This window comes from Streptomyces sp. NPDC059743 (assembly GCF_042732975.1).
GTDB lineage: Bacteria > Actinomycetota > Actinomycetes > Streptomycetales > Streptomycetaceae > Streptomyces.
On record NZ_JBHWGS010000019.1, the window covers coordinates 14,598 to 38,546 of the forward strand.

At 69.5% G+C, this 23,949-nt stretch carries 16 protein-coding genes; 5 read left to right on the forward strand and 11 right to left on the reverse strand.

All coding sequences use genetic code 11. The features are described 5' to 3' along the window. Positions 1-15 precede the first annotated feature (15 nt). Positions 16-1,221: a winged helix-turn-helix domain-containing protein gene (locus ACFV6H_RS29760; RefSeq protein ID WP_385548288.1), complete on the reverse strand. Its 1,206-nt coding sequence runs from the start codon at positions 1,219-1,221 to the stop codon at positions 16-18. Positions 1,222-1,251: 30 nt separating this feature from the next. Beyond that, on the reverse strand, positions 1,252-1,905 hold the full coding sequence (locus ACFV6H_RS29765; protein WP_385548291.1) for a GNAT family N-acetyltransferase: 654 nt from the start codon (positions 1,903-1,905) through the stop codon (positions 1,252-1,254). Positions 1,906-2,146: 241 nt separating this feature from the next. Here ACFV6H_RS29765 and secA point away from each other — a divergent pair, with 241 nt between their 5' ends. After that, positions 2,147-4,975 (forward strand): preprotein translocase subunit SecA, encoded by a 2,829-nt coding sequence (gene secA / locus ACFV6H_RS29770; RefSeq protein ID WP_384987642.1) that lies wholly within the window; start codon positions 2,147-2,149, stop codon positions 4,973-4,975. A 115-nt stretch (positions 4,976-5,090) separates the two neighbouring features. On the opposite strand, the gene ACFV6H_RS29775 is transcribed toward secA, so the two are convergent. Beyond that, positions 5,091-5,549, reverse strand: coding sequence for an Rv3235 family protein (locus ACFV6H_RS29775; protein WP_385548586.1), 459 nt, complete (start codon positions 5,547-5,549; stop codon positions 5,091-5,093). Positions 5,550-5,861: 312 nt separating this feature from the next. Between ACFV6H_RS29775 and ACFV6H_RS29780 the strand changes: the two genes are divergently transcribed. Both ACFV6H_RS29780 and ACFV6H_RS29785 read left to right on the forward strand, forming a co-directional pair. Beyond that, positions 5,862-6,368, forward strand: coding sequence for a DUF6912 family protein (locus ACFV6H_RS29780; RefSeq protein WP_384987645.1), 507 nt, complete (start codon positions 5,862-5,864; stop codon positions 6,366-6,368). Positions 6,369-6,455: 87 nt separating this feature from the next. Continuing rightward, a complete protein-coding gene (locus ACFV6H_RS29785) occupies positions 6,456-7,121 on the forward strand; it encodes an HAD family hydrolase (protein ID WP_385548295.1) in 666 nt (221 codons plus the stop codon). A 106-nt stretch (positions 7,122-7,227) separates the two neighbouring features. On the opposite strand, the gene ACFV6H_RS29790 is transcribed toward ACFV6H_RS29785, so the two are convergent. Then, positions 7,228-7,794 carry a DJ-1/PfpI family protein gene (locus ACFV6H_RS29790; protein WP_384778586.1) on the reverse strand — a complete coding sequence of 189 codons (567 nt, stop codon included), beginning with the start codon at positions 7,792-7,794 and terminating at the stop codon, positions 7,228-7,230. A 418-nt stretch (positions 7,795-8,212) separates the two neighbouring features. On the opposite strand from ACFV6H_RS29790, the gene ACFV6H_RS29795 reads away from it, so the two are divergent. Then, positions 8,213-13,306, forward strand: coding sequence for an NAD-glutamate dehydrogenase (locus ACFV6H_RS29795; RefSeq protein WP_385548298.1), 5,094 nt, complete (start codon positions 8,213-8,215; stop codon positions 13,304-13,306). 146 nt (positions 13,307-13,452) lie between these two features. On the opposite strand, the gene ACFV6H_RS29800 is transcribed toward ACFV6H_RS29795, so the two are convergent. Genes ACFV6H_RS29800 through ACFV6H_RS29810 form a run of 3 tightly spaced genes read right to left on the reverse strand, consistent with a single transcriptional unit; the run spans position 13,453 to position 16,510 of the window. Further along, positions 13,453-14,790, reverse strand: coding sequence for a glycosyltransferase 87 family protein (locus ACFV6H_RS29800; protein ID WP_385548301.1), 1,338 nt, complete (start codon positions 14,788-14,790; stop codon positions 13,453-13,455). A gap of 39 nt (positions 14,791-14,829) precedes the next feature. Then, entirely contained in the window at positions 14,830-15,636 is an 807-nt protein-coding gene (locus tag ACFV6H_RS29805) for an ABC transporter ATP-binding protein (protein WP_384778580.1), read from the reverse strand. Continuing rightward, positions 15,629-16,510, reverse strand: coding sequence for an ABC transporter permease (locus tag ACFV6H_RS29810; protein ID WP_385548304.1), 882 nt, complete (start codon positions 16,508-16,510; stop codon positions 15,629-15,631). Before ACFV6H_RS29810 ends, ACFV6H_RS29805 begins: the two co-directional genes overlap by 8 nt. Before the next feature lie 309 nt (positions 16,511-16,819). On the opposite strand from ACFV6H_RS29810, the gene ACFV6H_RS29815 reads away from it, so the two are divergent. Beyond that, positions 16,820-17,428, forward strand: coding sequence for a TetR/AcrR family transcriptional regulator (locus ACFV6H_RS29815; RefSeq protein WP_385548307.1), 609 nt, complete (start codon positions 16,820-16,822; stop codon positions 17,426-17,428). Between the two features lie 54 nt (positions 17,429-17,482). Here the strand turns inward: ACFV6H_RS29815 and ACFV6H_RS29820 are convergent, their stop codons facing one another. From ACFV6H_RS29820 to ACFV6H_RS29835, 4 genes are all read right to left on the reverse strand, one after another. After that, entirely contained in the window at positions 17,483-19,846 is a 2,364-nt protein-coding gene (locus ACFV6H_RS29820; RefSeq protein ID WP_385548310.1) for a CDP-glycerol glycerophosphotransferase family protein, read from the reverse strand. Between the two features lie 207 nt (positions 19,847-20,053). After that, positions 20,054-20,935 (reverse strand): carbohydrate ABC transporter permease, encoded by an 882-nt coding sequence (locus ACFV6H_RS29825; RefSeq protein ID WP_093593913.1) that lies wholly within the window; start codon positions 20,933-20,935, stop codon positions 20,054-20,056. 100 nt (positions 20,936-21,035) lie between these two features. Further along, positions 21,036-22,382 (reverse strand): carbohydrate ABC transporter permease, encoded by a 1,347-nt coding sequence (locus tag ACFV6H_RS29830; protein WP_385548314.1) that lies wholly within the window; start codon positions 22,380-22,382, stop codon positions 21,036-21,038. A gap of 4 nt (positions 22,383-22,386) precedes the next feature. Continuing rightward, a complete protein-coding gene (locus ACFV6H_RS29835; protein ID WP_385548317.1) occupies positions 22,387-23,787 on the reverse strand; it encodes an ABC transporter substrate-binding protein in 1,401 nt (466 codons plus the stop codon). Between the last annotated feature and the right edge of the window lie 162 nt (positions 23,788-23,949).

The following is a 23,949-nucleotide window of genomic DNA, read 5'->3' on the forward strand; positions in this document are numbered from 1 at the left end:
GCAACCGGACGGCGGTCAGACGGCGGTGAGCGCGTCGGCCAGAGGGCCGCGCAGCTCCGGCGCGTCCTCCTGCTCCACCCGTATCCGCTCCACCCGGACGTCCGAGCAGCCCACCCACTCCGCCGCTTCCCGCAGCGCCTGGGCCATGGGAAGCACGGCTTTGCCGGTCGCCAGGGACACCTGCTTGGCCACCAGCGTCTTTCCCTCGCGCGCCGGGTCGACACGCCCGAGCAGCCGGCCGCCGGAGAGCAGCGGCATCGCGAAGTAGCCGTAGACCCGCTTGGGCTTGGGCACATAGGCCTCCAGCCGGTGCGTGAAACCGAAGATCCGCTCCGTGCGCGCCCGCTCCCAGATCAGCGAGTCGAACGGCGACAGCAGCGTCGTACGGTGCCGTCCCCGGGGAGCGCTCGCCAGCGCCTCGGGATCGGCCCAGGCGGGCTTGCCCCAGCCCTCGACCGTCACCGGCACCAGCCCCGAATCCGCGACCACGGCGTCGAACTGCTCGCCCTTGAGCCGGTGGTAGTCCGCGATATCGGCACGCGTGCCGACACCGAGCGACTGGCCCGCGAGCCGGACGAGCCGGCGCAGGCACTCCCTGTCGTCCAGATCGTCATGGAGGAGCGCGTCGGGAACGGCACGCTCCGCCAGGTCGTACACCCGCTTCCAGCTGCGCCGGCCGGTGCACACGACCTCGCCGAACATCAGCGCGCGCTCGACGGCGACCTTGGCCTCCGACCAGTCCCACCACGGACCGCCGTTCTTGGCGCCGCCCAGCTCCGTGGCCGTCAGCGGGCCCTCCGCGCGCAACTGCTTGATCACCGCTTCGTACGCGCCGTCCGCCAGCTCGTGGTACCAGTGCGGGCGGGCGCGGTAGGCGCGGCGGCGGAAGGCGAAGTGCGGCCACTCCTCGATGGGCAGGATGCACGCCGCATGGGACCAGTACTCGAACGCGTGCGGGCTCGGTGACGGCCCTCCGGCGGGCGCGGGCGTCCAGTAGGCGTCCTCGACCGTCCTGCGGCCGACGGCGCCCAGCCGCGCGTACGGAATCAGCTCGTGCGACCGCGCCAGTACCGAGATGGTGTCGAGCTGGACGGCGCCGAGATGGCGCAGCACGCCCCGGACGCCGCCGCGCCGGTCGGGCGCGCCGAGGAATCCCTGGGCGCGCAGCGCTATACGGCGTGCGTCGTCGGCGGACAGCTCGGCGGGTGGTGCAGTCGTCATGGTCGGCACGATAGACGGCGCCACTGACACTCAGGGCCGGGCGGGTACGTCCGGAGCCTGGGCGGAACCATTTCCGGCCTCGGACGAGGCCCGTGCCGTATCGGCCGCCCGCACGGCCTGCGCGGGCAGATACGGATGCGCGCTCGGCAGCCCCACATCGGACGGCAACAGTGCGCCTATCCAGCAGTCACGCAGAGTGCCCTTGTTGAACAGCCCTGCGCGCAGCACGCCCTCCACCACGAAACCGGCCTTCTCCGCGACGGCGCGCGAGCCCGCGTTGCCGACCTCGGCACGCCACTCCACCCGGTCCACGCCCGCCTCCGTAAAGGCCCAGCGCGACAGCGCCGTCACCGTCTCCGCCGTGTAGCCGCGGCCCCGGTGCTCCTTGGCCGTCCAGAAGCCGATCTCCCAGGTGCCGGAGCGAGGGTGGTGCAGCGCGACCGCGCCGATCACCGGGCCGCCGCCACGCGGCTCCACGGCGAAGGTGTACTCGGTGTCGTGGAGCCAGCCCTCCGGGGCGAGCCGGCCGATGTAGTCCTCCGCGTGCCGGCGTTCGTACGGCGAAGGGACCGTCGTCCACCGCTGGATGTCCGGATCCTGGCAGGCCGCGAAGATGTCCTCGGTGTCGGCAGATGCCGGCGGGCGCAGCCGCAGCCGCTCCGTCGTGAGAGTGAGGGGTTTCATGCCGGAATTCTGCCGGGCTGGTACCACCTGTCGCGAGTACTTTTCTTCCCGCACCGGCACCTTCCACGGGTCCCGCGCGTTCTCGTTTCGGGCGACAACAGGTCCGCCCGACGGCGGCCCTCCCGGCACGGGCGGGTCCTCGCTTACGATGGCCGTTGCGGTGGGGCCCGCCTGCCGTGCCCGCGCCCGTGTCCGTATCCGACCCACGTGCCAGGCCCGACCGGCAAGGAGACCAACCTCAGTGTCCGTCTTCAACAAGCTCATGCGTGCAGGCGAAGGCAAGATCCTGCGCAAACTGCACCGCATCGCGGACCAGGTCAACTCCATCGAAGAGGACTTCGTGAGCCTCTCCGACGCCGAGTTGAGGGCGCTCACCGCCGAGTACAAAGAGCGCTACGCCGACGGCGAGAGCCTGGACGACCTGCTCCCCGAGGCCTTCGCGACCGTACGCGAGGCGGCCAAGCGCGTCCTCGGCCAGCGTCACTACGACGTCCAGATGATGGGCGGCGCCGCGCTGCACCTCGGCTATGTCGCCGAGATGAAGACCGGTGAGGGCAAGACCCTCGTCGGCACGCTGCCCGCCTATCTGAACGCGCTGTCCGGCAAGGGCGTCCACCTGATCACGGTGAACGACTATCTGGCCGAGCGCGACTCCGAGATGATGGGCCGCGTCCATAAGTTCCTGGGCCTCGAAGTCGGCTGCATCCTGGCGAACATGACGCCCGCGCAGCGCCGTGAGCAGTACGCCTGCGACATCACGTACGGCACGAACAACGAGTTCGGCTTCGACTACCTCCGCGACAACATGGCGTGGTCCCAGGAGGAGCTGGTCCAGCGCGGCCACAACTACGCGATCGTGGACGAGGTCGACTCGATCCTCGTGGACGAGGCCCGTACGCCGCTGATCATCTCCGGCCCCGCCGACCAGGCCACCAAGTGGTACGGCGACTTCGCCAAGCTGGTCACCCGGCTGACCCGGGGCGAGGCGGGCAATCCGCTCAAGGGCATCGAGGAGACCGGCGACTACGAGGTCGACGAGAAGAAGCGCACCGTCGCCATCCATGAGCCGGGCGTCTCGAAGGTCGAGGACTGGCTGGGCATCGACAATCTGTACGAGTCGGTGAACACCCCGCTGGTCGGTTATCTGAACAACGCCATCAAGGCCAAGGAACTCTTCAAGAACGACAAGGACTATGTCGTCATCGACGGCGAAGTCATGATCGTGGACGAGCACACCGGCCGTATCCTCGCCGGCCGCCGCTACAACGAGGGCATGCACCAGGCGATCGAGGCGAAGGAGGGAGTGGACATCAAGGACGAGAACCAGACCCTCGCCACGATCACCCTCCAGAACTTCTTCCGCCTCTACGGCAAGCTCTCCGGTATGACCGGTACGGCCATGACCGAGGCCGCCGAGTTCCACCAGATCTACAAGCTGGGCGTCGTGCCGATCCCGACGAACCGGCCGATGGTCCGGGTGGACCAGTCCGATCTGATCTACCGCACCGAGGTCGCCAAGTTCGCCGCGGTCGTGGACGACATCGCGGAGAAGCACGAGAAGGGCCAGCCGATCCTGGTCGGCACCACCTCGGTCGAGAAGTCCGAGTACCTCTCGCAGCAGCTCAACAAGCGCGGTGTCCAGCACGAAGTGCTCAACGCCAAGCAGCACGACCGGGAGGCGACGATCGTCGCGCAGGCCGGCCGCAAGGGCGCCGTCACCGTCGCCACGAACATGGCCGGCCGTGGTACGGACATCAAGCTCGGCGGCAACCCCGACGATCTGGCCGAGGCGGAGCTGCGCCAGCGTGGTCTGGACCCCGTCGAGCATGTCGAGGAGTGGGCCGCGGCCCTGCCCGCCGCGCGGGAGAAGGCCGAGCAGGCCGTCAAGGCGGAGTTCGAGGAGGTCAAGGACCTCGGCGGGCTCTATGTCCTCGGCACCGAGCGGCACGAGTCACGCCGTATCGACAACCAGCTCCGCGGCCGGTCCGGACGTCAGGGCGACCCGGGCGAGTCCCGGTTCTATCTGTCGCTCGGCGACGACCTGATGCGGCTGTTCAAGGCGCAGATGGTCGAACGCGTCATGGCCATGGCCAATGTGCCGGACGACGTGCCCATCGAGAACAAGATGGTGACGCGCGCCATCGCCTCCGCCCAGTCGCAGGTCGAGCAGCAGAACTTCGAGACGCGTAAGAACGTCCTGAAGTACGACGAGGTGCTCAACCGGCAGCGCGAGGTCATCTACGGCGAGCGCCGCCGCGTCCTGGAGGGCGAGGACCTGCATGAGCAGGTGCGCCACTTCATGGACGACACGATCGACGCGTACATCCAGGCCGAGACCGTCGAGGGCTTCGCCGAGGAGTGGGACCTGGACCGGCTGTGGGGCGCCTTCAAGCAGCTCTACCCGGTGAAGGCCACCATCGAGGAGCTGGAGGAGGCGGCCGGCGACCGCGCCGGGATCACCGCCGAGTTCATCGCGGAGTCCATCAAGGACGACGTCCACGCGCAGTACGAGGAGCGGGAGAACCAGCTCGGCTCGGACATCATGCGCGAGCTGGAGCGGCGCGTGGTGCTCTCCGTCCTGGACCGCAAGTGGCGCGAGCACCTCTATGAGATGGATTACCTCCAGGAGGGCATCGGGCTGCGCGCGATGGCCCAGAAGGACCCGCTGGTCGAGTACCAGCGCGAGGGCTTCGACATGTTCAACGCCATGATGGAGGGCATCAAGGAGGAGTCCGTCGGCTATCTGTTCAACCTGGAGGTCCAGGTCGAGCAGCAGGTCGAGGAGGTCCCGGTGCAGGACGCGGCCGAGCGTCCCTCGCTCTCCAAGCAGGACGCGGTGGCCGCGGGCACGGCCCGGCCGGAGATCCGCGCGAAGGGTCTCGACGCGCCGCAGCGGCCCGACCGGCTGCATTTCTCCGCTCCCACGGTGGACGGCGAGGGCGGCATCGTGGAGGGCGACTTCCAGAACGCGGAAGGGCCCACCCGGTCCACGACGGACGGGCTGACGCGTGCGGAGCGGCGTAAGGCGCAGAAGGGCGGCGGCAGCGGCGGCCGTCGTCGCAAGAAGTAACAAAAAGCGCAAGAAGTAAGAGCAGGCCGGAGCGACGGGCCAGGGCGCGCACGCACTGTGCGCCCCGGCCCGTCGTCGTACCCGTACCGCTTTACGTTGCTTCACGCCGTTCGGCTCAGTTCTGGCCGGTGCGTTCGCCGCCGAGTTCGACGGCGGCGCAGCGCCAGCGGAGATCGGCGCTCTGCTCCAGCCGGAAGGCCATGGCGCGGACCTGCTCGCCGGCGGCGACGCTGGCGCAGGCCTCGACCACACCGGGCCGAGGCTGGAACCCGTGGCAGGTACGGATGACGGGAAGTACGCCCCGGGCCCTGAGCGGCGTGCCGGGCGCGAGCCGGACGAGCTGCTCGTATGCCTCTCCGATGGTCTGGCCGAGCATCCAGTGCACCGGGCGACGGCCGCTGAGGACGGCGAGCAGGCGCTCCGCGAAGAGTTCGTGCGGGCTCACGTGCCGGCTCTGCTGTGGCCGTACGGTGCCGGGCCTGCGCTGGTCGCGCCTGCCCGGAGGCCGTGCCCCGGCGACGGTCCTGGCCGCGGCGCGGTCCGCCCTGGCGCCGCTGGGAGTGGTGGATGTCACGCGCGCGGTGGTGTCGGTCGTCTTCACGTTCACGCAGATCGCCCCCGTTCTGCCCGTCCGGTCCGATACCGGTCGGTAACTTCTGGTGTGGGATCTTTTACGGGGCCTGAGGTGACGCCCGCAAGGCGGGTACGCCGACGGCGCGCGCGACGCCGGAATCACCTATCCGAGTGATCCGGGCGCGCTCCTGGGCCTGCGAGCGGGACACGGCGCGGTCCTCGGTGGACGCCTGGGAGCTTGTGAGCGTCACCCCGAAGAGGGACTCCCGGACGTATCCTGAGTGCTCTCCCGACGATGAAAGCGGCCAACCTCATGCGCGTCTATGTCCCCCTGACCCTGTCCGGTCTCGCAGAGGCGCACAAGACGGGCGAGGTCGGACCCGGGCCGCTGCTCGCGTATGCCGTGACTCCGGGACTGCGCGAGTGGTACGTCTCCGACGACATCGAGGAGCTGGAGTACGCGGCCCTGAACCGGGCCGCCGCCGCCTCGCTCCGGCTGCTCGCCGCGGATCCGGGCGTGGGACGGCGGCGAGTGGTCCTCGCGGCCGACGTGCCCGACAGGGAGGCTGTGTCGGACCCGGACCGCGGACTGGACGCCGGCGCGCTGGGCGAGGTGCGGATCGCCTCGGCGATCACGCTGACGAAGGCGGCGGCGGTGCATGTCGACTCCGACGAGGCGGAGGAGGACGTGTCGGCCGCGGCGGCGGCGCTGGGCGCGGCGGACCACGGCGACGACGACGCCCAGTTCACGGTGGACGGCGCGGAGGACCACGAGCTGCTCTGGTACGGAGTCCAGGAGATCCCGAACCTCATCGGCTGAGTACCGGGCACCGCGCGCCGGGGCCGGTTATCCACAGGCAGGGCTCGGTCCGGGCCGTTGTCGGACCCGGCCGGTACGGTTTCTGCCATGGGGAAGCAGAACACGCATCTGGTCTGGGACTGGAACGGCACGATTCTCGACGACATCGACGCGGTCATCGGGGCGACCAACGCCGCCTTCGCGGACATAGGCCTGGAGCCCATCACGCTGGACCGCTACCGCGAGCTGTACTGCGTACCGATCCCGCGGTTCTACGAGCGACTGATGGGCCGCCTGCCGAGCGACGCGGAGTGGGTCGTCATGGACGAGGCCTTCCACCGGTACTACACGGAGCGGCGCGCGGCGTGCGCGCTGACGGAGGGTGTCGAGGAGCTGCTGACGCAGTGGCGGCTGGCCGGCCGCAGCCAGTCGCTGCTGAGCATGTACGGGCACGAGGAGCTCGTTCCGACCGTCCGTGGATACGGGATCGAGAGCCACTTCCTCCGGGTCGACGGGCGCAAAGGACCGTCCGGCGGCAGCAAGGCGCTGCACATGGAGCGCCATCTGACCGCGCTGGCGTCCGTCGGCGCGATATCCGCCGAGTACACGGTGGTCATCGGCGACGCGGTCGACGACGCGGTGGCGGCGGCACATGTGGGCGCCCGCGCCGTGCTCTACACCGGCGGGACGAACAGCAGGGCCAGTCTGGAGGCGGTGGGCGTTCCGGTGGTGGACACGCTGGCGGAGGCGGTCGCGACGGCACAGAGCCTGTGACGCGCTGAAGCGCCGCCGCCCGCGCCTGCCGGCTCGGCCCTGGTCCGTACCCCGGGTCCGTACCGCCCTGGTCCGGTCGGCGTGGCCCAGCCCAGGCCAAGCGGGCTCAGGTCACCGGCGCCTTCGCCCGGAGGATCGTGAGGAATTCCCGCATCCAGGCCGAGTGGTCCGGCCAGGCGCGGGCGGAGACGATATTGCCGTCCACGACCGCCTCGCTGTCCTGGAAGGTGGCGCCCGCCGCCTGCATGTCGAGCTCCAGCGCCGGATACGCGGTCACCCGGCGGCCGGCCAGCTCGCCCAGGGCGGCGGTCAGGAGCGGGCCGTGGCAGATCTGCGCGACGGGCTTGTCGGCGTCGAAGAAGGACTTGAGGATCTTGCGCAGCTCCGGATCGGCCCTGAGGTACTCGGGAGCGCGGCCACCTGGGATGACGACGGCGGCGTACTGTGTGGGATCGACCTCGGAGAAGGCCAGATCGGCGGGGAAGGTGTAGCCGGGCTTCTCGGTGTAGGTGTCGAAGCCGGGCTCGAAGTCATGGACCACGAACCGGAGCTTCTTGCGGGAGGGCGCCGCGATATGGACCTCGTACCCCTCCTCCCGCAGACGCTGGTAGGGATAGAGCACTTCGAGGGACTCGGCGGCGTCGCCGGTGACGATCAGAACCTTGGCTGCCATGACTGCTCCCGGAAAGGGTGGGTCGATCTGTCCATCTGTCGACCAGTGTCGTCCTGCCGACCGCTTCCCGTCCCGGTCGGCGCGGTCCGTGTCGCTGTCCAGAGTGTCAAACTTATTGGCCCTCTTTTGTACACATGCGGCTCATGACGGCTCCCCGGTGAGGAGCGATAACCTTGGGCGGTGATCAGCGCGATAAGCCGTGGGGGCAGTGAGGCCCTCCGCCCGTGCCCGGAGCGCCACAGCGTCCGGGTGATCGCTGATCACCAGGGTCCGGACCGGCCGCCAAAATTGGCCAATAACGCCCCGGACATCTCTCATCGCGGCATAACGTCGACCTCGACCGGAAACCCCGCGTCGTGGCGTTGCGTCGCTTCCTTCACCTACGTCACGCAACGGCGCGCGACAGGAGCCAGAGGACATGCAGACCAAGCTGGACGAAGCCAAGGCCGAGCTGCTGGAGCAGGCGGCTCGGGCCGCTGAGAACAGCCCGGCGGGGTGGACCGGGGGGCTGGGGGGCGGCCCCCGGAAGGACGAGGCAGCGGCCGGGCCTCATGGCGAGGGCCACGAGGGCGGTCCCGGCGGTCCCGGCGGCCTCCTCGGCGGCGGCAACGGTGCCGGTGCCACGGGAGCTCCCGCGGGTCTCGGCCAGGGCGCGCTGCGCGCGTACCTCCAGCGTTACTACCTGCACACCGCACCCGAGGACCTCACCGACCGCGACCCGGTCGACATCCTCGGCGCGGCGCTTTCCCACTACCGGCTGGCGGGACACCGTCCCCAGGGAACGGCCAGCGTCCGGGTGCACACCCCGACGGTCGAGGAGAACGGCTGGACGTGCAGCCACTCCGTGGTCGAGGTCGTCACCGACGACATGCCGTTCCTGGTCGACTCCGTCACCAATGAGCTCTCCCGGCAGGGCCGCGGTATCCACGCGGTGATCCACCCGCAGGTCGTCGTACGCCGTGATGTCACCGGCAAGCTGATCGAGGTGTTCCCCGAAGGGAGCGAGACCGCGGCGGGCCTCGCGCACGATGTGCTCGTCGAGTCCTGGATCCATGTCGAGATCGACCGCGAGACCGACCGCGCCGATCTCAAGCAGATGACCGCCGATCTGCTCCGCGTCCTGTCCGACGTCCGTGAGACCGTCGAGGACTGGGAGAAGATGCGCGACTCCGCGCTGCGCATCGCCGAGGAGCTGCCCACCGAGCCGACCGCCGACGATCTGCGCGACCAGGAGGTCGAGGAGGCCCGTGAGCTGCTGCGCTGGCTCGCCGCCGACCACTTCACCTTCCTCGGCTACCGCGAGTATCAGCTCACGGACGCGGACGCCCTGTCCGCCGTGGCGGGCACCGGCCTCGGCATCCTGCGCTCCGACCCACGGCAGAGCGAGGACGACGACCATCCGGTCAGTCCCTCCTTCAGCCGGCTGCCCGCCGACGCCCGCGCCAAGGCCCGTGAGCACAAGCTGCTCGTCCTCACCAAGGCCAACAGCCGCTCCACCGTGCACCGGTCGGGCTATCTCGACTATGTCGGTGTGAAGAAGTTCGACGACAAGGGCAATGTCGTCGGCGAGCGGCGTTTCCTCGGGCTCTTCTCCTCGGCCGCGTACACCGAGTCCGTACGGCGTGTCCCGGTGATCCGGCGCAAGGTCGCCGAAGTGCTGGAGGGCGCGGGCTTCTCGCCCGACAGCCACGACGGCCGCGATCTGCTCCAGATCCTGGAGACCTATCCGCGCGACGAGCTGTTCCAGACACCGGTCGACCAGCTCCGCTCGATCGTCACCAGCGTGCTCTATCTCCAGGAGCGCAGGCGGCTGCGGCTCTATCTGCGCCAGGACGAGTACGGGCGCTACTACTCGGCCCTCGTCTATCTGCCGCGCGACCGCTACACCACCGGTGTCCGGCTGCGGCTGGTCGACATCCTCAAGGAGGAACTGGGCGGCTCCAGCGTCGACTTCACCGCCTGGAACACAGAATCGATTCTTTCCAGGCTCCACTTCGTGATCCGGGTTCCCCGTGGCACCGAGCTGGCCAAGCTCACCGACGCCGACACCGACCGGATCGAAGCCCGGCTGGTCGAGGCCGCCCGTTCCTGGTCCGACGCCTTCGGCGAGGCGCTGAACGCCGAATGCGGCGAGGAGCGCGCCGCCGAGCTGCTGCGCCACTACGGCAACGCCTTCCCGGAGGGATACAAGGCCGACCATTCGCCGCGCGCCGCCGTCGCCGATCTGGTCCATCTGGAGGCCCTCGACAAGGAGGAGTCGGACTTCTCGCTCTCCCTGTACGAGCCGGTCGGCGCGGGCCCCGGCGAGCGCCGCTTCAAGATCTACCGCTCGGGCGAGCAGGTCTCCCTCTCCGCCGTCCTTCCCGTGCTCCAGCGGCTCGGTGTCGAGGTCGTCGACGAGCGGCCGTACGAGCTGCGCTGCGCGGACCGTTCGACGGCGTGGATCTACGACTTCGGTCTGCGGATGCCGCTGGGCGGCGCGGACGGCGACTATCTCGCCGATGACGCCCGCGAGCGCTTCCAGGACGCCTTCGCCGCGGTCTGGACGGGCGCGGCGGAGAACGACGGCTTCAACTCCCTCGTCCTGAGCGCCGGTCTGGACTGGCGGCAGGCGATGGTGCTGCGCGCGTACGCCAAGTATCTGCGCCAGTCCGGCTCGACCTTCAGCCAGGACTATATGGAGGACACCCTCCGCAGCAATGTCCACACCACCCGGCTGCTGGTCTCCCTCTTCGAGGCCCGGATGTCGCCGGAGCGCCAGCGCGCCGGTACGGAGCTGACCGAAGCGATGCTGGAGGAGCTCGACGGCGCCCTCGACCAGGTCGCGAGCCTGGACGAGGACCGGATCCTCCGATCCTTCCTGACTCTGGTCAAGGCCACTCTCCGTACGAACTTCTTCCAGAAGGCGAGCGCGGGCAGCGACAGGAGAGGCCGGAGGAACCAGGGCGCCGGCTACCACAGCTATGTGTCGATGAAGTTCGACCCGCAGGCCATCCCCGATCTGCCCGCGCCCCGGCCGGCGTTCGAGATCTGGGTGTACTCGCCGCGGGTCGAGGGCGTGCATCTGCGTTTCGGCAAGGTCGCCCGCGGTGGTCTGCGCTGGTCCGACCGGCGTGAGGACTTCCGTACGGAGGTCCTCGGCCTGGTCAAGGCGCAGATGGTCAAGAACACCGTGATCGTGCCGGTCGGCGCCAAGGGCGGCTTCGTCGCCAAGCAGCTCCCCGATCCGGCCGTGGACCGGGACGCCTGGCTGGCCGAGGGCATCGCCTCGTACAAGATCTTCATCTCGGCGCTGCTCGACATCACCGACAACCTGGTCGCGGGCGAGGTCGTGCCGCCGGCCGATGTGGTCCGCCACGACGAGGACGACACCTATCTGGTCGTCGCCGCCGACAAGGGCACCGCGAGCTTCTCCGACATCGCCAACGAGGTCGCGCTCGCCTATGACTTCTGGCTCGGGGACGCCTTCGCCTCCGGCGGCAGCGCGGGCTACGACCACAAGGGCATGGGCATCACGGCCCGTGGCGCCTGGGAGTCGGTGAAGCGGCAGTTCCGTGAGCTGGGCCATGACACGCAGTCCGAGGACTTCACCGTCGTCGGCGTCGGTGACATGTCCGGCGATGTGTTCGGCAACGGCATGCTGCTCTCCGAGCACATCCGGCTGGTCGCGGCCTTCGACCACCGGCATATCTTCCTCGATCCGCACCCGGACGCGGCCACCTCGTACGCCGAGCGCCACAGGCTGTTCGAGCTGCCGCGCTCCTCGTGGGCCGACTACGACAAGCGGCTGCTGTCGCAGGGCGGCGGTATCCATCCGCGTACGGCCAAGTCGATCCCGGTCAACGCGCATGTACGCGAGGCCCTGGGGATTCAGCCGGGTGTCACCAAGCTGACGCCCGCCGAGCTGATGAAGGCGATCCTCCACGCCCCGGTGGACCTGCTGTGGAACGGCGGGATCGGTACGTACGTCAAGGCCTCCACCGAGTCGAACGCCGATGTCGGCGACAAGGCCAACGACGCGATCCGTGTCAACGGCGAGGATCTGCGGGTCAAGGTCGTCGGCGAGGGCGGCAATCTCGGACTGACCCAGCTCGGCCGGATCGAGTTCGCACGGCGTGGCGCGGGCGGTGAGGGCGGCAAGGTCAACACCGACGCGATCGACAACAGCGCCGGTGTGGACACCTCCGACCACGAGGTGAACATCAAGATCCTGCTGAACGGGCTGGTGACGGAAGGCGACATGACCGTCAAGCAGCGCAACAAGCTGCTCGCCGAGATGACCGACGAGGTCGGTGCGCTGGTGCTGCGCAACAACTACGCGCAGAACACGGCCCTCGCCAACGCCGGCTCCCAGTCGCCCTCGCTCCTCCACGCGCACCAGCGGTTCATCCGCCGGCTGGAGCGGGACGGACATCTCGACCGGGCGCTGGAGTTCCTGCCGACCGACCGGCAGATCCGGGAACTGCTCAACACGGGCAAGGGCCTGTCCCAGCCGGAGCTGGCGGTGCTGCTCGCGTACACCAAGATCACGGTGGCCGACGAGCTGATCCACACCGACCTGCCGGACGATCCGCATCTGCGCAAGCTGCTGCACGCGTACTTCCCGTCGGAGCTGCGTGAGCAGTTCCCGGAGCGGATCGACGGGCACGCCCTGCGCCGGGAGATCGTGACGACGGTGCTGGTCAACGACACCGTCAACAGCGGTGGTTCGACCTTCTTGCACCGGCTGCGCGAGGAGACCGGCGCCTCGATCGAGGAGATCGTCCGGGCGCAGGCCTCGGCCAGGGACATCTTCGGTCTCGGCGCGGTCTGGGACGCCGTGGAGGCGCTGGACAACAAGGTCCCGGCCGCCGTCCAGACCCGGATCAGGCTGCACTCGCGCCGGCTGGTCGAGCGCGGTACGCGCTGGCTGCTGGGCAACCGGCCGCAGCCGCTGGAGATCACCGGCACCATCGAGTTCTTCGCGGCGGGAGTCGAGCGGGTCTGGGCGCAGCTGCCCACGATGCTGCGCGGCGCGGAGATGGAGTGGTACCAGCGCATTCTGGCAGAGCTGACCAACGCGGGCGTTCCCGAGGAGCTGGCCGTACGGGTCGCCGGATTCTCGTCCGCCTTCCCGACGCTCGACATCGTCGCGATCGCGGACCGTACCGGACAGGATCCGCTCTCCGTCGCCGAGGTGTACTACGACCTCGGTGAGCGGCTGCGGATCACCCAGCTCAGGGACCGGATCGTGGAGCTGCCGCGGGCCGACCGCTGGCAGTCGATGGCGCGGGCCGCGATCCGCGAGGACCTGTACGCGGCGCATGCCGCGCTGACCGCGGATGTGCTGACCGTGGGCAACGGGAACTCGACGCCCGAGGAGCGCTTCACCGCGTGGGAGCGGAAGAACGCGGCGATTCTCGCGCGTGCGCGGGCGACGCTGGAGGAGATCCAGAGCTCGGACGCGTTCGATCTGGCGAATCTGTCGGTCGCGATGAGGACGATGCGGACGCTGCTGCGGACGCATCGCTGACGGGACGGGTACGGCCTGTCGGCGGGGAGCCGTCCGGGCTGAGACGTTGGGGACGGCTGGGCGGGTGACGCCCGTTCGGGTGAATTCCGGTCCGGCCGTCCGGCGGTGCCCGGCCGAGGACAGAGGAGAGGCGCCCGGCGTCCGGCTCAAGCCGAGCCGGGCGCCTCTCTCCGTGTCCCGGTCCACAGCCGTCTGCAGGCCAGCAGCGCCGCTGCCAGCAGAAGTCCGTTTCTGAGCGCCATCACCACACAGCCCAGCGGTGTGACCGCCATGACGTCCAGATACAGCACCGGATAGCCCACGGCGCTGAGGACCGTCGCCGGGAGCAGCAGCAGCGCGACCGGACGCTGGCCGGTCGCGCGCGAGGTGAGACAGACCGCGGCCAGGCCCAGCAGCCAGATCAGATACTGCGGGCTGATCACCCGGCTGGTGACGGTGAAGAGCAGTACGGCCGTCAGCGCCGCGTCGAAGGGAGTGGCCGTCGTCCAGCGGACGGCGCGCACCCGCCACAGCAGCAGCCAGCAGAAGGCCGACGCGGTCAGCAGCAGGGCGGCCAGGGCCACGGTCCGCACATGCGGGCCGGTGAACTCGAAGGCGCCGTAACGGTATTCGACACTGCCCGACCAGCCCGCCAGCCGGGCCAGGGAGAGCGCGGTGCCGCCGAGCGACTCGATCTGGATGCCCCGGCCGCCCTGCTGGCGCAGAAAGTCCAGCGGGCGCGAGAGATTCAGCGCGAGAACGCCCAGCAGCGCGAGAGCGCCGACCGTGGCGGAGATCCAGGCGGCACGGGTGGTACGGCCGCGAGGCGTGCCCAGCAGAGTCAGCGCCGGCCAGACCTTCACCATCGCGCCCAGCCCGGCGAGCATCCCGCCGATCAGAGGATGGCGGCGGACGGTGAGCAGGGCGAGTACGGCGAGGGCGGTGGCCTGGACGTCGTACCGTACGAGCGGAGTGTGCAGCAGCAGCGGCAGTCCGCACACCCACAGCCAGACGCCGGCGGCCGACGATCCGGCGCCGCGCCCGGCCCGCCTCAGCGCGAGCGTGATGACCGCGTCGGAGAGCAGGGCCAGGGCGACGAACGCCTGGAAGTACGTCAGCCACGGCAGCAGCGCCGGAGAGAGCAGCACAGCTCCGGCGCCCGGCGGATACTGCCAGGTCACATCATCGAGCGGATACGAGCCCAGCTTGAGCTGCTCGTACCAGTGCCGGTAGACGCCGTACACCTCGCGGCCGACCGCGCCCACACCGAGCGTGTCATGCAGGATCAGCCAGAGCATCGCGAGCCGTGTCAGGGCCCAGACGGTCCAGACGGCCCAGATGGCGCGGGCGCGGTCGGTCCAGAGGAGGCGGGCGATCCGCGGGATACGGGCGAAGTCGCGGGCGCGGGCGGAAGCACGGTCGGAGCCGTGTGCGGACGGATGGAGAGGCGTACGGGCGGACGTGGGCTCGGGGGCGCCGGCCGTGCCGGTCGGACGGTTCGTCATCGACCGGCACATTAACCCGAATTGGCGCTGTTTCCGGTGTTATTTCTTCTTTCCGGTGAACTCCTCGTACGCCGCGACGACCTCCGCCGCCGGACCGTCCATCCGCAGCGTCCCCGACTCCAGCCAGAGCGCCCGGTCGCAGGTCTCGGTGATCGTCTTGTTGCTGTGGCTGACGAGGAAGACCGTGCCCGCCTCCTTGCGGAGTTCGGCGATGCGCTGCTGGCTGCGGCGCTGGAACTTGGCGTCGCCGGTGGAGAGCGCCTCGTCGATCAGCAGGACCTCATGGCTCTTGGCGGCGGCGATCGAGAAGCGCAGCCGGGCGCCCATGCCCGAGGAGTACGTCCGCATCGGCAGCGAGATGAAGTCGCCCTTCTCGTTGATCCCGGAGAACTCCACGATGTCGTCGTAACGCTCCCGTACCTGCTCGCGCGACATGCCCATCGCCAGCCCGCCGAGGATGACATTGCGCTCGCCCGTCAGATCGCTCATCAGCGCCGCGTTGACGCCGAGGAGCGAGGGCTGGCCTCGGGTGAAGATCCTGCCCTTCGTCGGCGGCAGCAGCCCGGCGACGGCCTTGAGCAGTGTCGATTTGCCCGATCCGTTGGAGCCGATCAGACCGATCGCCTCGCCCTTGTACGCGGCGAAGCTGACACCTCGTACGGCATGCACCTGGCGCGCGCCGGGCGTGCTCCGGCGCGAGACGATCCGGCTCAGGGCAGAGGTGGCACTGCCCCGGCCGCCCCGGGTGCCATGGACCGTATAGCTGATGTGGACCCCGTCGGCGACGACGGTGGGAACAGGTTCGGTGACGGTGGGTCCGGCGCCGTCAGGGATGCGTTCAGCCACGTCCGTACTCCTCCTCGGCCTTCCAGAAGAACAGGAATCCGCCGATCCCGGCGAGCAGAGCCCAGCCGAGGGCCACGGCCCAGATATGCGGCGGCAGCCGGTCGGCGGTGAAGCTGTCGATGAGCGCGAAGCGCATCAGATCGATATAGACGGCGGCGGGATTGCACTCCAGGGCCACCGTGACCCAGTGCGGCACCCGGTCGCCGCCGGCCACCTTGTCGACGCTCCACATCACACCCGACGCATACATCCAGGTGCGCAGGACGAACGGCATGAGCTGGGCGATGTCCGGAGTCCCGGCCGCCAGCCGCGCCACGGCCATCGAGATCCCGGTGTTGAAGAGCGACTGGAGCACCAGGACCGCCGGCACCAGCAGCCAGCTCGGCCTCGGGTACTGGCCGAAGCAGACCAGGATCACCGTGAGCGCGCCCATGGAGAAGAGCAGCTGCTGGAGCTGCTGGAGGGCGAGCGCGATCGGCAGGGCGGCGCGCGGGAAGTGCAGGGCCCGTACGAGACCGAGATTGCCGGAGATCGCACGGGTGCCCGCCATGATCGAGCTGGAGGTGAAGGTCCAGATGAAGACGCCCGTGACCAGGAACGGAACGAAGTCCGGCACACCGTCCTTGGTGCCGAGCAGCACACCGAAGATGAAGTAGTAGACCGCCGCGTTGAGCAGCGGAGTCATGATCTGCCAGATCTGGCCCAGCTTCGCCTGGCTGTACTGCGCGGTCAGCCGGGCGGTGGCGAAGGCGGCGATGAAGTGCCGCCGTGACCAGAGGCCGCGGAGATACTCGGGCAGCGTCGGCCGGGCGCCGCTCACGGTCAGTCCGTGGCGGCGGGCGAGGGCGGTGAGGTCGGTCTCGGTGCCGGTCACGGTGCCGGTCCCGGCATTGAGCCGGGGTTGGGTGCGAGGTGGAGGCGCGGAGTCCGGAGTCCGGTTCGGGCCCTGGACCGGTTCGGCTGGTGCGGTCGGTGTGATCGGCTGGCTCACAGAGGTCGGCTTTCGACGTCGGCTGGGACGGCGCTACAGCGCTGAGGGGGGCGCTCGGAGAGAGCTGAGACCGAGCTGCGACGGAGCTGCGACGGAACGAGTCCGTATCGTCGTGACGCCCAAGGTAGGACGGAGTACGTCGCGACGCAACCGTGTCGTCGTGACGCCGTGGTGACGCTATGCTCGGTGTCCATGACCACGGACCCCCGCACCTCACGCCGTGTCCCCGCGGGAGCCGCCGTGCTCCGGGAGGATGTGACCGACGCCATCCGCGCCGCCGTCTTCGAGGAGCTGGCCGCGGTCGGCTTCGCCCGGATGTCCATCGAGGGCATCGCGCGCCGGGCCGGTGTCGGCAAGACCGCCGTCTACCGCCGCTGGAAGTCGAAGCTCGCGCTCGTCCTCGATCTGGTCTCCGCCTTCGCGGCGCAAGGGCTGCCCGCTCCCGCGACCGGTTCGCTCTACGGTGATGTGCGCGCCCTGCTGGAAGTGGCCTCCCATGCCCTGCGCCATCCGGTCGCCTCGCAGGTCATCCCCGATCTGCTGGTGGAGGCGGCCCGTCATCCCGAGATCGCCGACGCGATCAAGACGGCGCTGCTGGACGGACAGCGCGGTATCGCCACGGTGATCGTCCGTGAGGCCGTCGAACGCGGCGAACTGCCCGAGGGCGCGGACGCCGACCGGGCCCTCGATCTGATCGTCGGACCGCTCTACTGGCGGCTGGTGGTGGTCCGCGGTGATCTGCCCAAGGGATATCTGGACGATCTGGCGGCCTCGGCGGTGGCGGCGGTCCGGCACGGCTGACGCGCTGCACGGCTGAGGCGCCGGGACGTGCTCGTACCTCTCTGTATGTATGCCCTATACGTGCCCGGGCAACGGCGCCGGAGCGCGCTCCTCCAGAGGGAGCGGCACCGGCAGGCCCGCCGGCTCGCCGAGGAAGACATGCCGTACGACACGCTCCGCCGCGTGCCCGTCGTCGTACGGGCAGAAGCGCGCCCGGAACGCGGTCCGCACCTGGGCGGAACGGGAGCCGCGCCAGTGGCCGGAGGTGAAGATGTCGATCAGCTCGTCCTCGTCGCGCGCGACCACGCCCGGCGGAAAGACCAGCGGATCGACATACAGACCTCGGGCCGCCTCGAACGCCTCGCGGTCGTCGCAGTGAAGGACGATCGGCCGGTCGAGAACGGCGTAGTCGCACATCAGCGACGAGTGGTCGGTGAGCAGCACGTCGGAGGCGAGACAGAGAGTCTCGACCGACGGATGGTCCGACACATCGAGGATCCTGGGATGCGGCGTGTGCGGCAGAGGCGCGCCGTACGCGGGATGGGCGCGGGCCAGCAGGACATGGCGCGGTCCCAGCGACCGCACCACCCGCTCCAGATCGAGCGCCGTGCGCTGGCTGTACCGGTAGTCGCGGTACGCCGGCGCGTACAGGACGGCGGTGAAGCCCTCCGGGATGCCCAGCGTTTCGCGCAGCCGGGCCACATCGGACGCCGTGGCCCGGTGGAAGACATCGGTGCGCGGACTGCCGTACTCCAGCGTGGTGGCCGTGGACGGCCGGGTCCGTTCGTGGATCAGGGTGGAGTGGCGGTTGGCCGAGAGCGAGTAGTCCCAGCGGGCGGCGTCGGCGAGCAGGAGGCCGAAGTCCGTGTCGCGCGCCGCCGCCGGGCGGTCCAGCAGATCGAGCCCGGTCGACGCGAGAGGTGTTCCCCGGTGCGTCTGAAGCAGGATCTGGCCTCGCCGTTTGATCAGCCGGGCATCGAAACCGCTGTCGCCGACGAGATAGCGGGAGCGGGCGAGCGCCGTCCAGTGGGCGAAGCTGCCGGGACGCAGTCGGCGGGTGCCGGTCGGGACGGTGTGCTGGTGTACGGGATCGGTGATCCAGGCGGTGCGGATGTGCGGCGCCAGCTCCCGCACCTTCTCCTCGATGGCGGCGGGATTGCCCGTGTAGCCGCCGTGGCCGCTGTGGCTGCTGGGACCGCCTCGGCTGCCGCGTGCGCCCGGCGCGTACGCCGTGAAGACCGCGCGGTCCGCACGGAGCGGAAGCCGTCGCTGGATGCCGTAGTGGAGCCGTAGCGCGACGGCTCGTACGGTACGGAACAGTCCGGCGGCGGCCCGGCCGAGGCGCCGGCGCAGCCGGTCCGCGAACCGAAGCATCCGGTAGGTACGGTGTGCGCCGAGTCGCAACAGCAGATGTTCCGTGCGCCGGTCGGCGCCCGGCACGCGGTAGCGACGGTGGTGAGCGCGGGCGCGCCGGAAGAACTCGGCCTGGTCGCCGTGCTTCCACGCACCACCCGTCCATGCGCCGTGCTTCAACGCGCCGTCCGTCGCCGCGCCGTTCATCGCCGCGAGATGCCCGAAGGCGTCGAGCATCCGCCGGTGGAGCACCGGCCGCCAGCGGGCCAGTTCGGGCCGCGTGTCGACCAGGGCGAAGAGCCGGTCGTACGGCTCGAAGAGATCCAACTGCCCGCGCCCATCAGGCAAGACGTCCGGAGAGACGCCCGGGAAGAGGCACTGCCCGGGAATCCGGTACGGCTCACGCTCACGCACACAGACCCGGTCCAGCGTGACGATCGACGCGGCCGTCATCAGCGCCGTACAGATCCACGCGGTGTCGCCGTGGCTTGCGGAGGGCCCGGAGGGAGAGGCGAAACCTTCCCGCACGAGGAACTCCCGCCGACAGGCCAAGTGCGGGCCCGCGAGCTCCCAGGTCAGCAGAGCGGGCCGGTCGGTCAGCCGGAAGGGCGCGGGCCCTTCCTCGGCGAGCGGAGAGCCCTGGCCCTGAGGCCGGCCCTGAGGTTGGGCGGGCAGGGTGGGCCGGGCGGTGTCGCGTACGGTCTCGCCCGACCAGCGCGTACGGACATGGCCGTACACCAGGACGTCCGGGCCGTCCGTCTCCTTGAGCCGGTCCGCGATCGACCGGAGCGCGTCGGGTACGAGCGTGTCCGTACCGTCGAGAAAGATCACATAATCGCCGGTGGCCCGGGCGACCCCGGCGCGACGGGCAGGGCCCGCGCCCGAGCGCTCGGGCAGCCGGACCGCGATGATCCGGTCGTCCCGGGCGGCGCTCTCGCCGATGAGCGTGCCGCAGGCGTCGGGCGAGCGGTCGTCCACCGCGATGAGTTCGAGATCGTCGTAGGACTGGGTCAGTACCGACTCCAGACACTCCGTCAGATACGCCTGGACCATGTACGCGGACACGATGACACTGAACCTGGGCATGGTCCGGGAACGGCCGGCAGGGTGACGGGGTTACGCCGGACGGGGCATACGGGCGAATCGCTGAACGCGTGTGCCGCGTCGCGCGCGGTGCTGGACGGAGGTGCTGGACGGCAGTCGGGGAGGGCCGGCCGTCCCGTGACCGGCCCTCCCCGGGCTTCTCCGTACGGTGACCGATGCCTGAGGCCGCCTACGGACATACAGCGACGGCTACTTGACGGCTCCCGCCATCACGCCCGTCACGAACTGCCGCTGGAACGCGAAGAACACGACCAGCGGAATCACCATTGAGACAAAGGCGCCGGGCGCCAGCACATCGATGTTGTTGCCGAACTGCCGTACCTGCTGCTGGAGCGCGACCGTGATCGGCGGGCTGTCCGAGTCCGCGAAGATCAGCGCGACCAGCATGTCGTTCCAGACCCAGAGGAACTGGAAGATGCCGAGCGAGGCGATCGCGGGACCGCCGAGCGGCATCACGACCCGGGTGAACAGCCGTATCTCGCCCGCTCCGTCGAGCCGGGCCGCCTCCAGCAGCTCCTTCGGGATCTCCGCGAAGAAGTTCCGCAGCAGGAAGATCGCGAAGGGAAGGCCGAAGGAGACATGGAAGATGACCACGCCGAAGGTCGTCTCGAAGATGCCGATGGCGCCGAACAGCTTCGAGACCGGCACCAGCGCGACCTGCACCGGGACCACCAGCAGTCCCACGACCACCAGGAACCACCAGTCGCGGCCCGGGAAGTCCAGCCAGGCGAAGGCGTATCCGGCCAGCGAGCCGATCACCACGACCAGGACGGTCGAAGGGACGGTGATCAGGATCGTGGAGAACAGCGAGTTGGTGATCGTGTCGTTGTCGAGGAGCCGCGAGTAGTTCTCGGTGGTGAGCTGCGCGGGCGCCGTGAAGACCTGCCACCAGCCGCTTCCGGCGATGTCCGCGGAGTCGCGCAGCGAGGAGAGCAGCAGTCCGATCGTCGGCATCAGCCAGAACAGGCCGACCAGGATCAGAAAGACCCGCATCGCGCCGCCGCCCGCACGGGCCGCGATCCGGCCGGCGAGAGGCTGCCGCGCCTTGACCGTCTCATTGTTCGTGGTCATCGGCGCGTCTCCTTCCGCATCCGCCGCACGTTGCTGTGCTGTCCCGGGGGACGACCCCCGGACCCCCGGCAGTGCGCCGAGGTGGGGAGACAGTCGGCGTTCATCGGCGTGTCTCCCTTCGCATCCGCCTGACGTTGAAGAGCATCACCGGGATCACCAGCAGGAGCAGCAGTACGGCGATGGCGCTGCCGACGCCGAGATCCGCGTCCGTGCCGAACGACGAGCGGTAGAGCTGGAGCGCCAGTACGTTCGCGTCGTCCTGGGACGAGCCCGGCGCGATGATGAAGACCAGGTCGAAGATCTTCAGCACATTGATCATCAGCGTGACCATGACGACCGCGAGGACCGGTGCCAGCAGCGGCACGGTGATCCGGCGGAAGACCTGCCACTCGTTGGCGCCGTCCACCCGGGCGGCCTCCATGAGCTCCCTGGGCACGCTCGCCAGTCCCGCCGCGATCAGCACCATCGCGAATCCGGCCCACATCCACAGATAGCTGCCGATGATGGCCGGAGTGACCAGCGAGGGACCGAGCCAGTCCACGCCGTTGTACGGCTCCCTGAAGTTGGCCTCGGGCAGTCTGAGCTGTGCTCCGTCGGCCGCCGCGGGCAGGCTGAACGTACCGTCCGCGCCGGCCGTCGCCGAGGCGACCACCTTGCCGTCCTTGACGGCCTCCACCTTGATGCCCTTGAGGCCCAGTTCCTGGGCGTCGATGACATTGGGTTTGCCGCCGCCGCCCCGGGTGAAGTCCAGCCAGACGGTACCGGTGACCTGGCCGTCCTGCGCCGTCGCCGCCTTGGCGGGCACCGCGTCGGAGGGCATCTTCGCCGGGGCCACACCCACCAGCGGCAGCTGGACCACGCTGCCCGCGCTCACCGGCTCCTTGGTGATGAACGCGCCGCCGCCCGCCGACTCCAGCGGATGGACCGGCAGCGGATGGGCGTTGGGGAAGCCCGCCGACTCGTTGAACGTGTCGTGCACGCCCACCCAGACCGCGTTCGCGACACCGCGGTCCGGATCCTGCTCGTACACCAGCCGGAAGATGATGCCCGCCGCGAGCATCGAGATCGCCATCGGCATGAAGACGATCAGCTTGAACGCCGTGCCCCAGCGCACGCGTTCGGTGAGTACGGCGAAGATCAGCCCGAGAGCCGTGGCGACGGTGGGCGCCACCACCACCCAGATCGCGTTGTTCTGGACCGCGGTCAGGATGGTGTCGTCGGTGAATATCTCCACATAGTTGTCGAGCCCGGCGAAGTTGTCGCCGGACTTGTCGAAGAAGGACCGGTAGACCGAGAACCCGATCGGGTAGACCACGAGCGCGCCCAGCAGCACCAGCGCGGGCAGCAGAAAGCCGGCCGCGACGAGTTTACGTGTGCCTGTCACGCTCTTGCGTTTACGTGTGCCGGGGGGCACCTGCACGGTGCCCCCCGTCGCCGCCGACGTCATCGCGTCAGCTCTGGTACGCCTTGGCCGCGTCCGACTCCAGCTTCTGCTGGGCCCCCGCGACGTCCTTCGGGTTCTTCAGGAAGTCCTGGAGGGCCTTCCACTCACCCTTGCCGGGCGTACCGCCGAACGACTGCGGCATCTGGTCCGACATGTCGAAGCGGACGTCGTCGCCCGCGGCGATCAGCGCCTTGGCGATGTCGCGCTGGACGTCGTTCGGGTACGCGGCCGTGTCCAGGGACTTGTTCGGCGAGACGAAGCCGCCCGACTCCGCCCAGATCTTCGCGGCGTCCGTAGAGGCCAGGAAGGTCAGCAGCGCCTGCGCGCCCTTGCTGTCCTTGAGCGCCACGGCCGCGTCGCCGCCGGTCACCACCGGCGCGTCGGGACCGACCGCCGGGAACGGGAAGACCTTGGCGTCCGTACCGATCTTGGCCTCGGTCTCGGCGATGTTGATACCGACGAAGTCGCCCTCGAAGACCATCGCGGCCTTGGGCTGGTCGCCGCCGGTGAAGGTCTGGGTGACGGAGGCCGGGAACTCGGTCTGGAGCGCGCCGTCCGCGCCGCCCGCGATCAGGGCCGGCTTGCCGAAGAGCTGGCCGAGCGTGGTCAGCGCGTCCCGTACGGAGCCGTCGGTCCACGGGATCTTGTGCTGGGCGAGCTGGTCGTACTTCTCCGGGCCCGCCTGGGAGAGATAGATGTTCTCGAACCAGTCGGTGAGCGTCCAGCCGTCGGCGCCGCCGACCGAGACCGGAGTGACACCGGAGGCGGAGATCGTCTCGGCCGTGGACAGGAACTCGGGCCAGGTCTTGGGCACCGACGCGCCCGCGTTCTCGAACGCGGCGTTGTTGTACCAGACCAGCGACTTGTTGGCGGCCTTGAAGTAGACGCCGTACTGCTCGCCGTCCACCGCGCCGAGGTCCTGCCAGACCTTGCTGTAGTTCTCGGTGAGCTGGGCCTTCGCCTCGGCGCCGACCGGCTTGGCCCACTTCTTCTCCACGGCCTGCTGGATCGCGCCGACCTGAGGCAGCATCGCCACGTCCGGAGGGCTGCCACCGGCGATCTTCGTACCGAGGAAGTTGACGATCGGGTCCTGCGCGGGCACGAAGGTGACCTTCGCGCCGGTGCGCTTCTCGAACTCCGTCAGAACCTTGGTGAAGTTCTCCTGCTCGGGTCCCGTCCAGACAGCCGCCACCTGGATGGTCTCGCCGTCGAGCTTGGGCAGTTGGACGCTTGCCGCGGCGGGCTCCTTGCTCGTGCCGCCGTCCGAGCCCTTGTCGTCGCCCGAATCGCCGCCGCAGCCGCTGAGGGCCACGGCACCGACCGCGACGATCGCCACCGCCGCCCTGCGGCTGTTCCAGCCGCCTCTGCCCGTGCCGAGTGCCTTGCGTGCCCTACGAGTTGTGCCCATCACTGCCCCGTCTCTGTCCTGGTGCGTACGGATCTACGCGTGTGGAACGGCGTCGCGGCCGTGACGTTGGCGGCGCTGCACTCGTCCCGTGCGCACAGTCCTACGCGCGGTGACCGGGCGCCGCAATACCGCTGTCGGTGCCAACTCGGTGATCGTGATGGG

Excerpts from the sequence above, each read along its gene's own strand:
- ACFV6H_RS29760 (WP_385548288.1), bottom strand. The coding sequence starts at position 1,221 with ATGACGACTGCACCACCCGCCGAGCTGTCCGCCGACGACGCACGCCGT.
- ACFV6H_RS29765 (WP_385548291.1), bottom strand. The coding sequence starts at position 1,905 with ATGAAACCCCTCACTCTCACGACGGAGCGGCTGCGGCTGCGCCCGCCG.
- ACFV6H_RS29780 (WP_384987645.1), top strand. The coding sequence starts at position 5,862 with ATGCGCGTCTATGTCCCCCTGACCCTGTCCGGTCTCGCAGAGGCGCAC.
- ACFV6H_RS29785 (WP_385548295.1), top strand. The coding sequence starts at position 6,456 with ATGGGGAAGCAGAACACGCATCTGGTCTGGGACTGGAACGGCACGATT.
- ACFV6H_RS29790 (WP_384778586.1), bottom strand. The coding sequence starts at position 7,794 with ATGGCAGCCAAGGTTCTGATCGTCACCGGCGACGCCGCCGAGTCCCTC.
- ACFV6H_RS29795 (WP_385548298.1), top strand. The coding sequence starts at position 8,213 with ATGCAGACCAAGCTGGACGAAGCCAAGGCCGAGCTGCTGGAGCAGGCG.
- ACFV6H_RS29800 (WP_385548301.1), bottom strand. The coding sequence starts at position 14,790 with ATGACGAACCGTCCGACCGGCACGGCCGGCGCCCCCGAGCCCACGTCC.
- ACFV6H_RS29815 (WP_385548307.1), top strand. The coding sequence starts at position 16,820 with ATGACCACGGACCCCCGCACCTCACGCCGTGTCCCCGCGGGAGCCGCC.
- ACFV6H_RS29820 (WP_385548310.1), bottom strand. The coding sequence starts at position 19,846 with ATGCCCAGGTTCAGTGTCATCGTGTCCGCGTACATGGTCCAGGCGTAT.
- ACFV6H_RS29825 (WP_093593913.1), bottom strand. The coding sequence starts at position 20,935 with ATGACCACGAACAATGAGACGGTCAAGGCGCGGCAGCCTCTCGCCGGC.
- ACFV6H_RS29830 (WP_385548314.1), bottom strand. The coding sequence starts at position 22,382 with ATGACGTCGGCGGCGACGGGGGGCACCGTGCAGGTGCCCCCCGGCACA.
- ACFV6H_RS29835 (WP_385548317.1), bottom strand. The coding sequence starts at position 23,787 with ATGGGCACAACTCGTAGGGCACGCAAGGCACTCGGCACGGGCAGAGGC.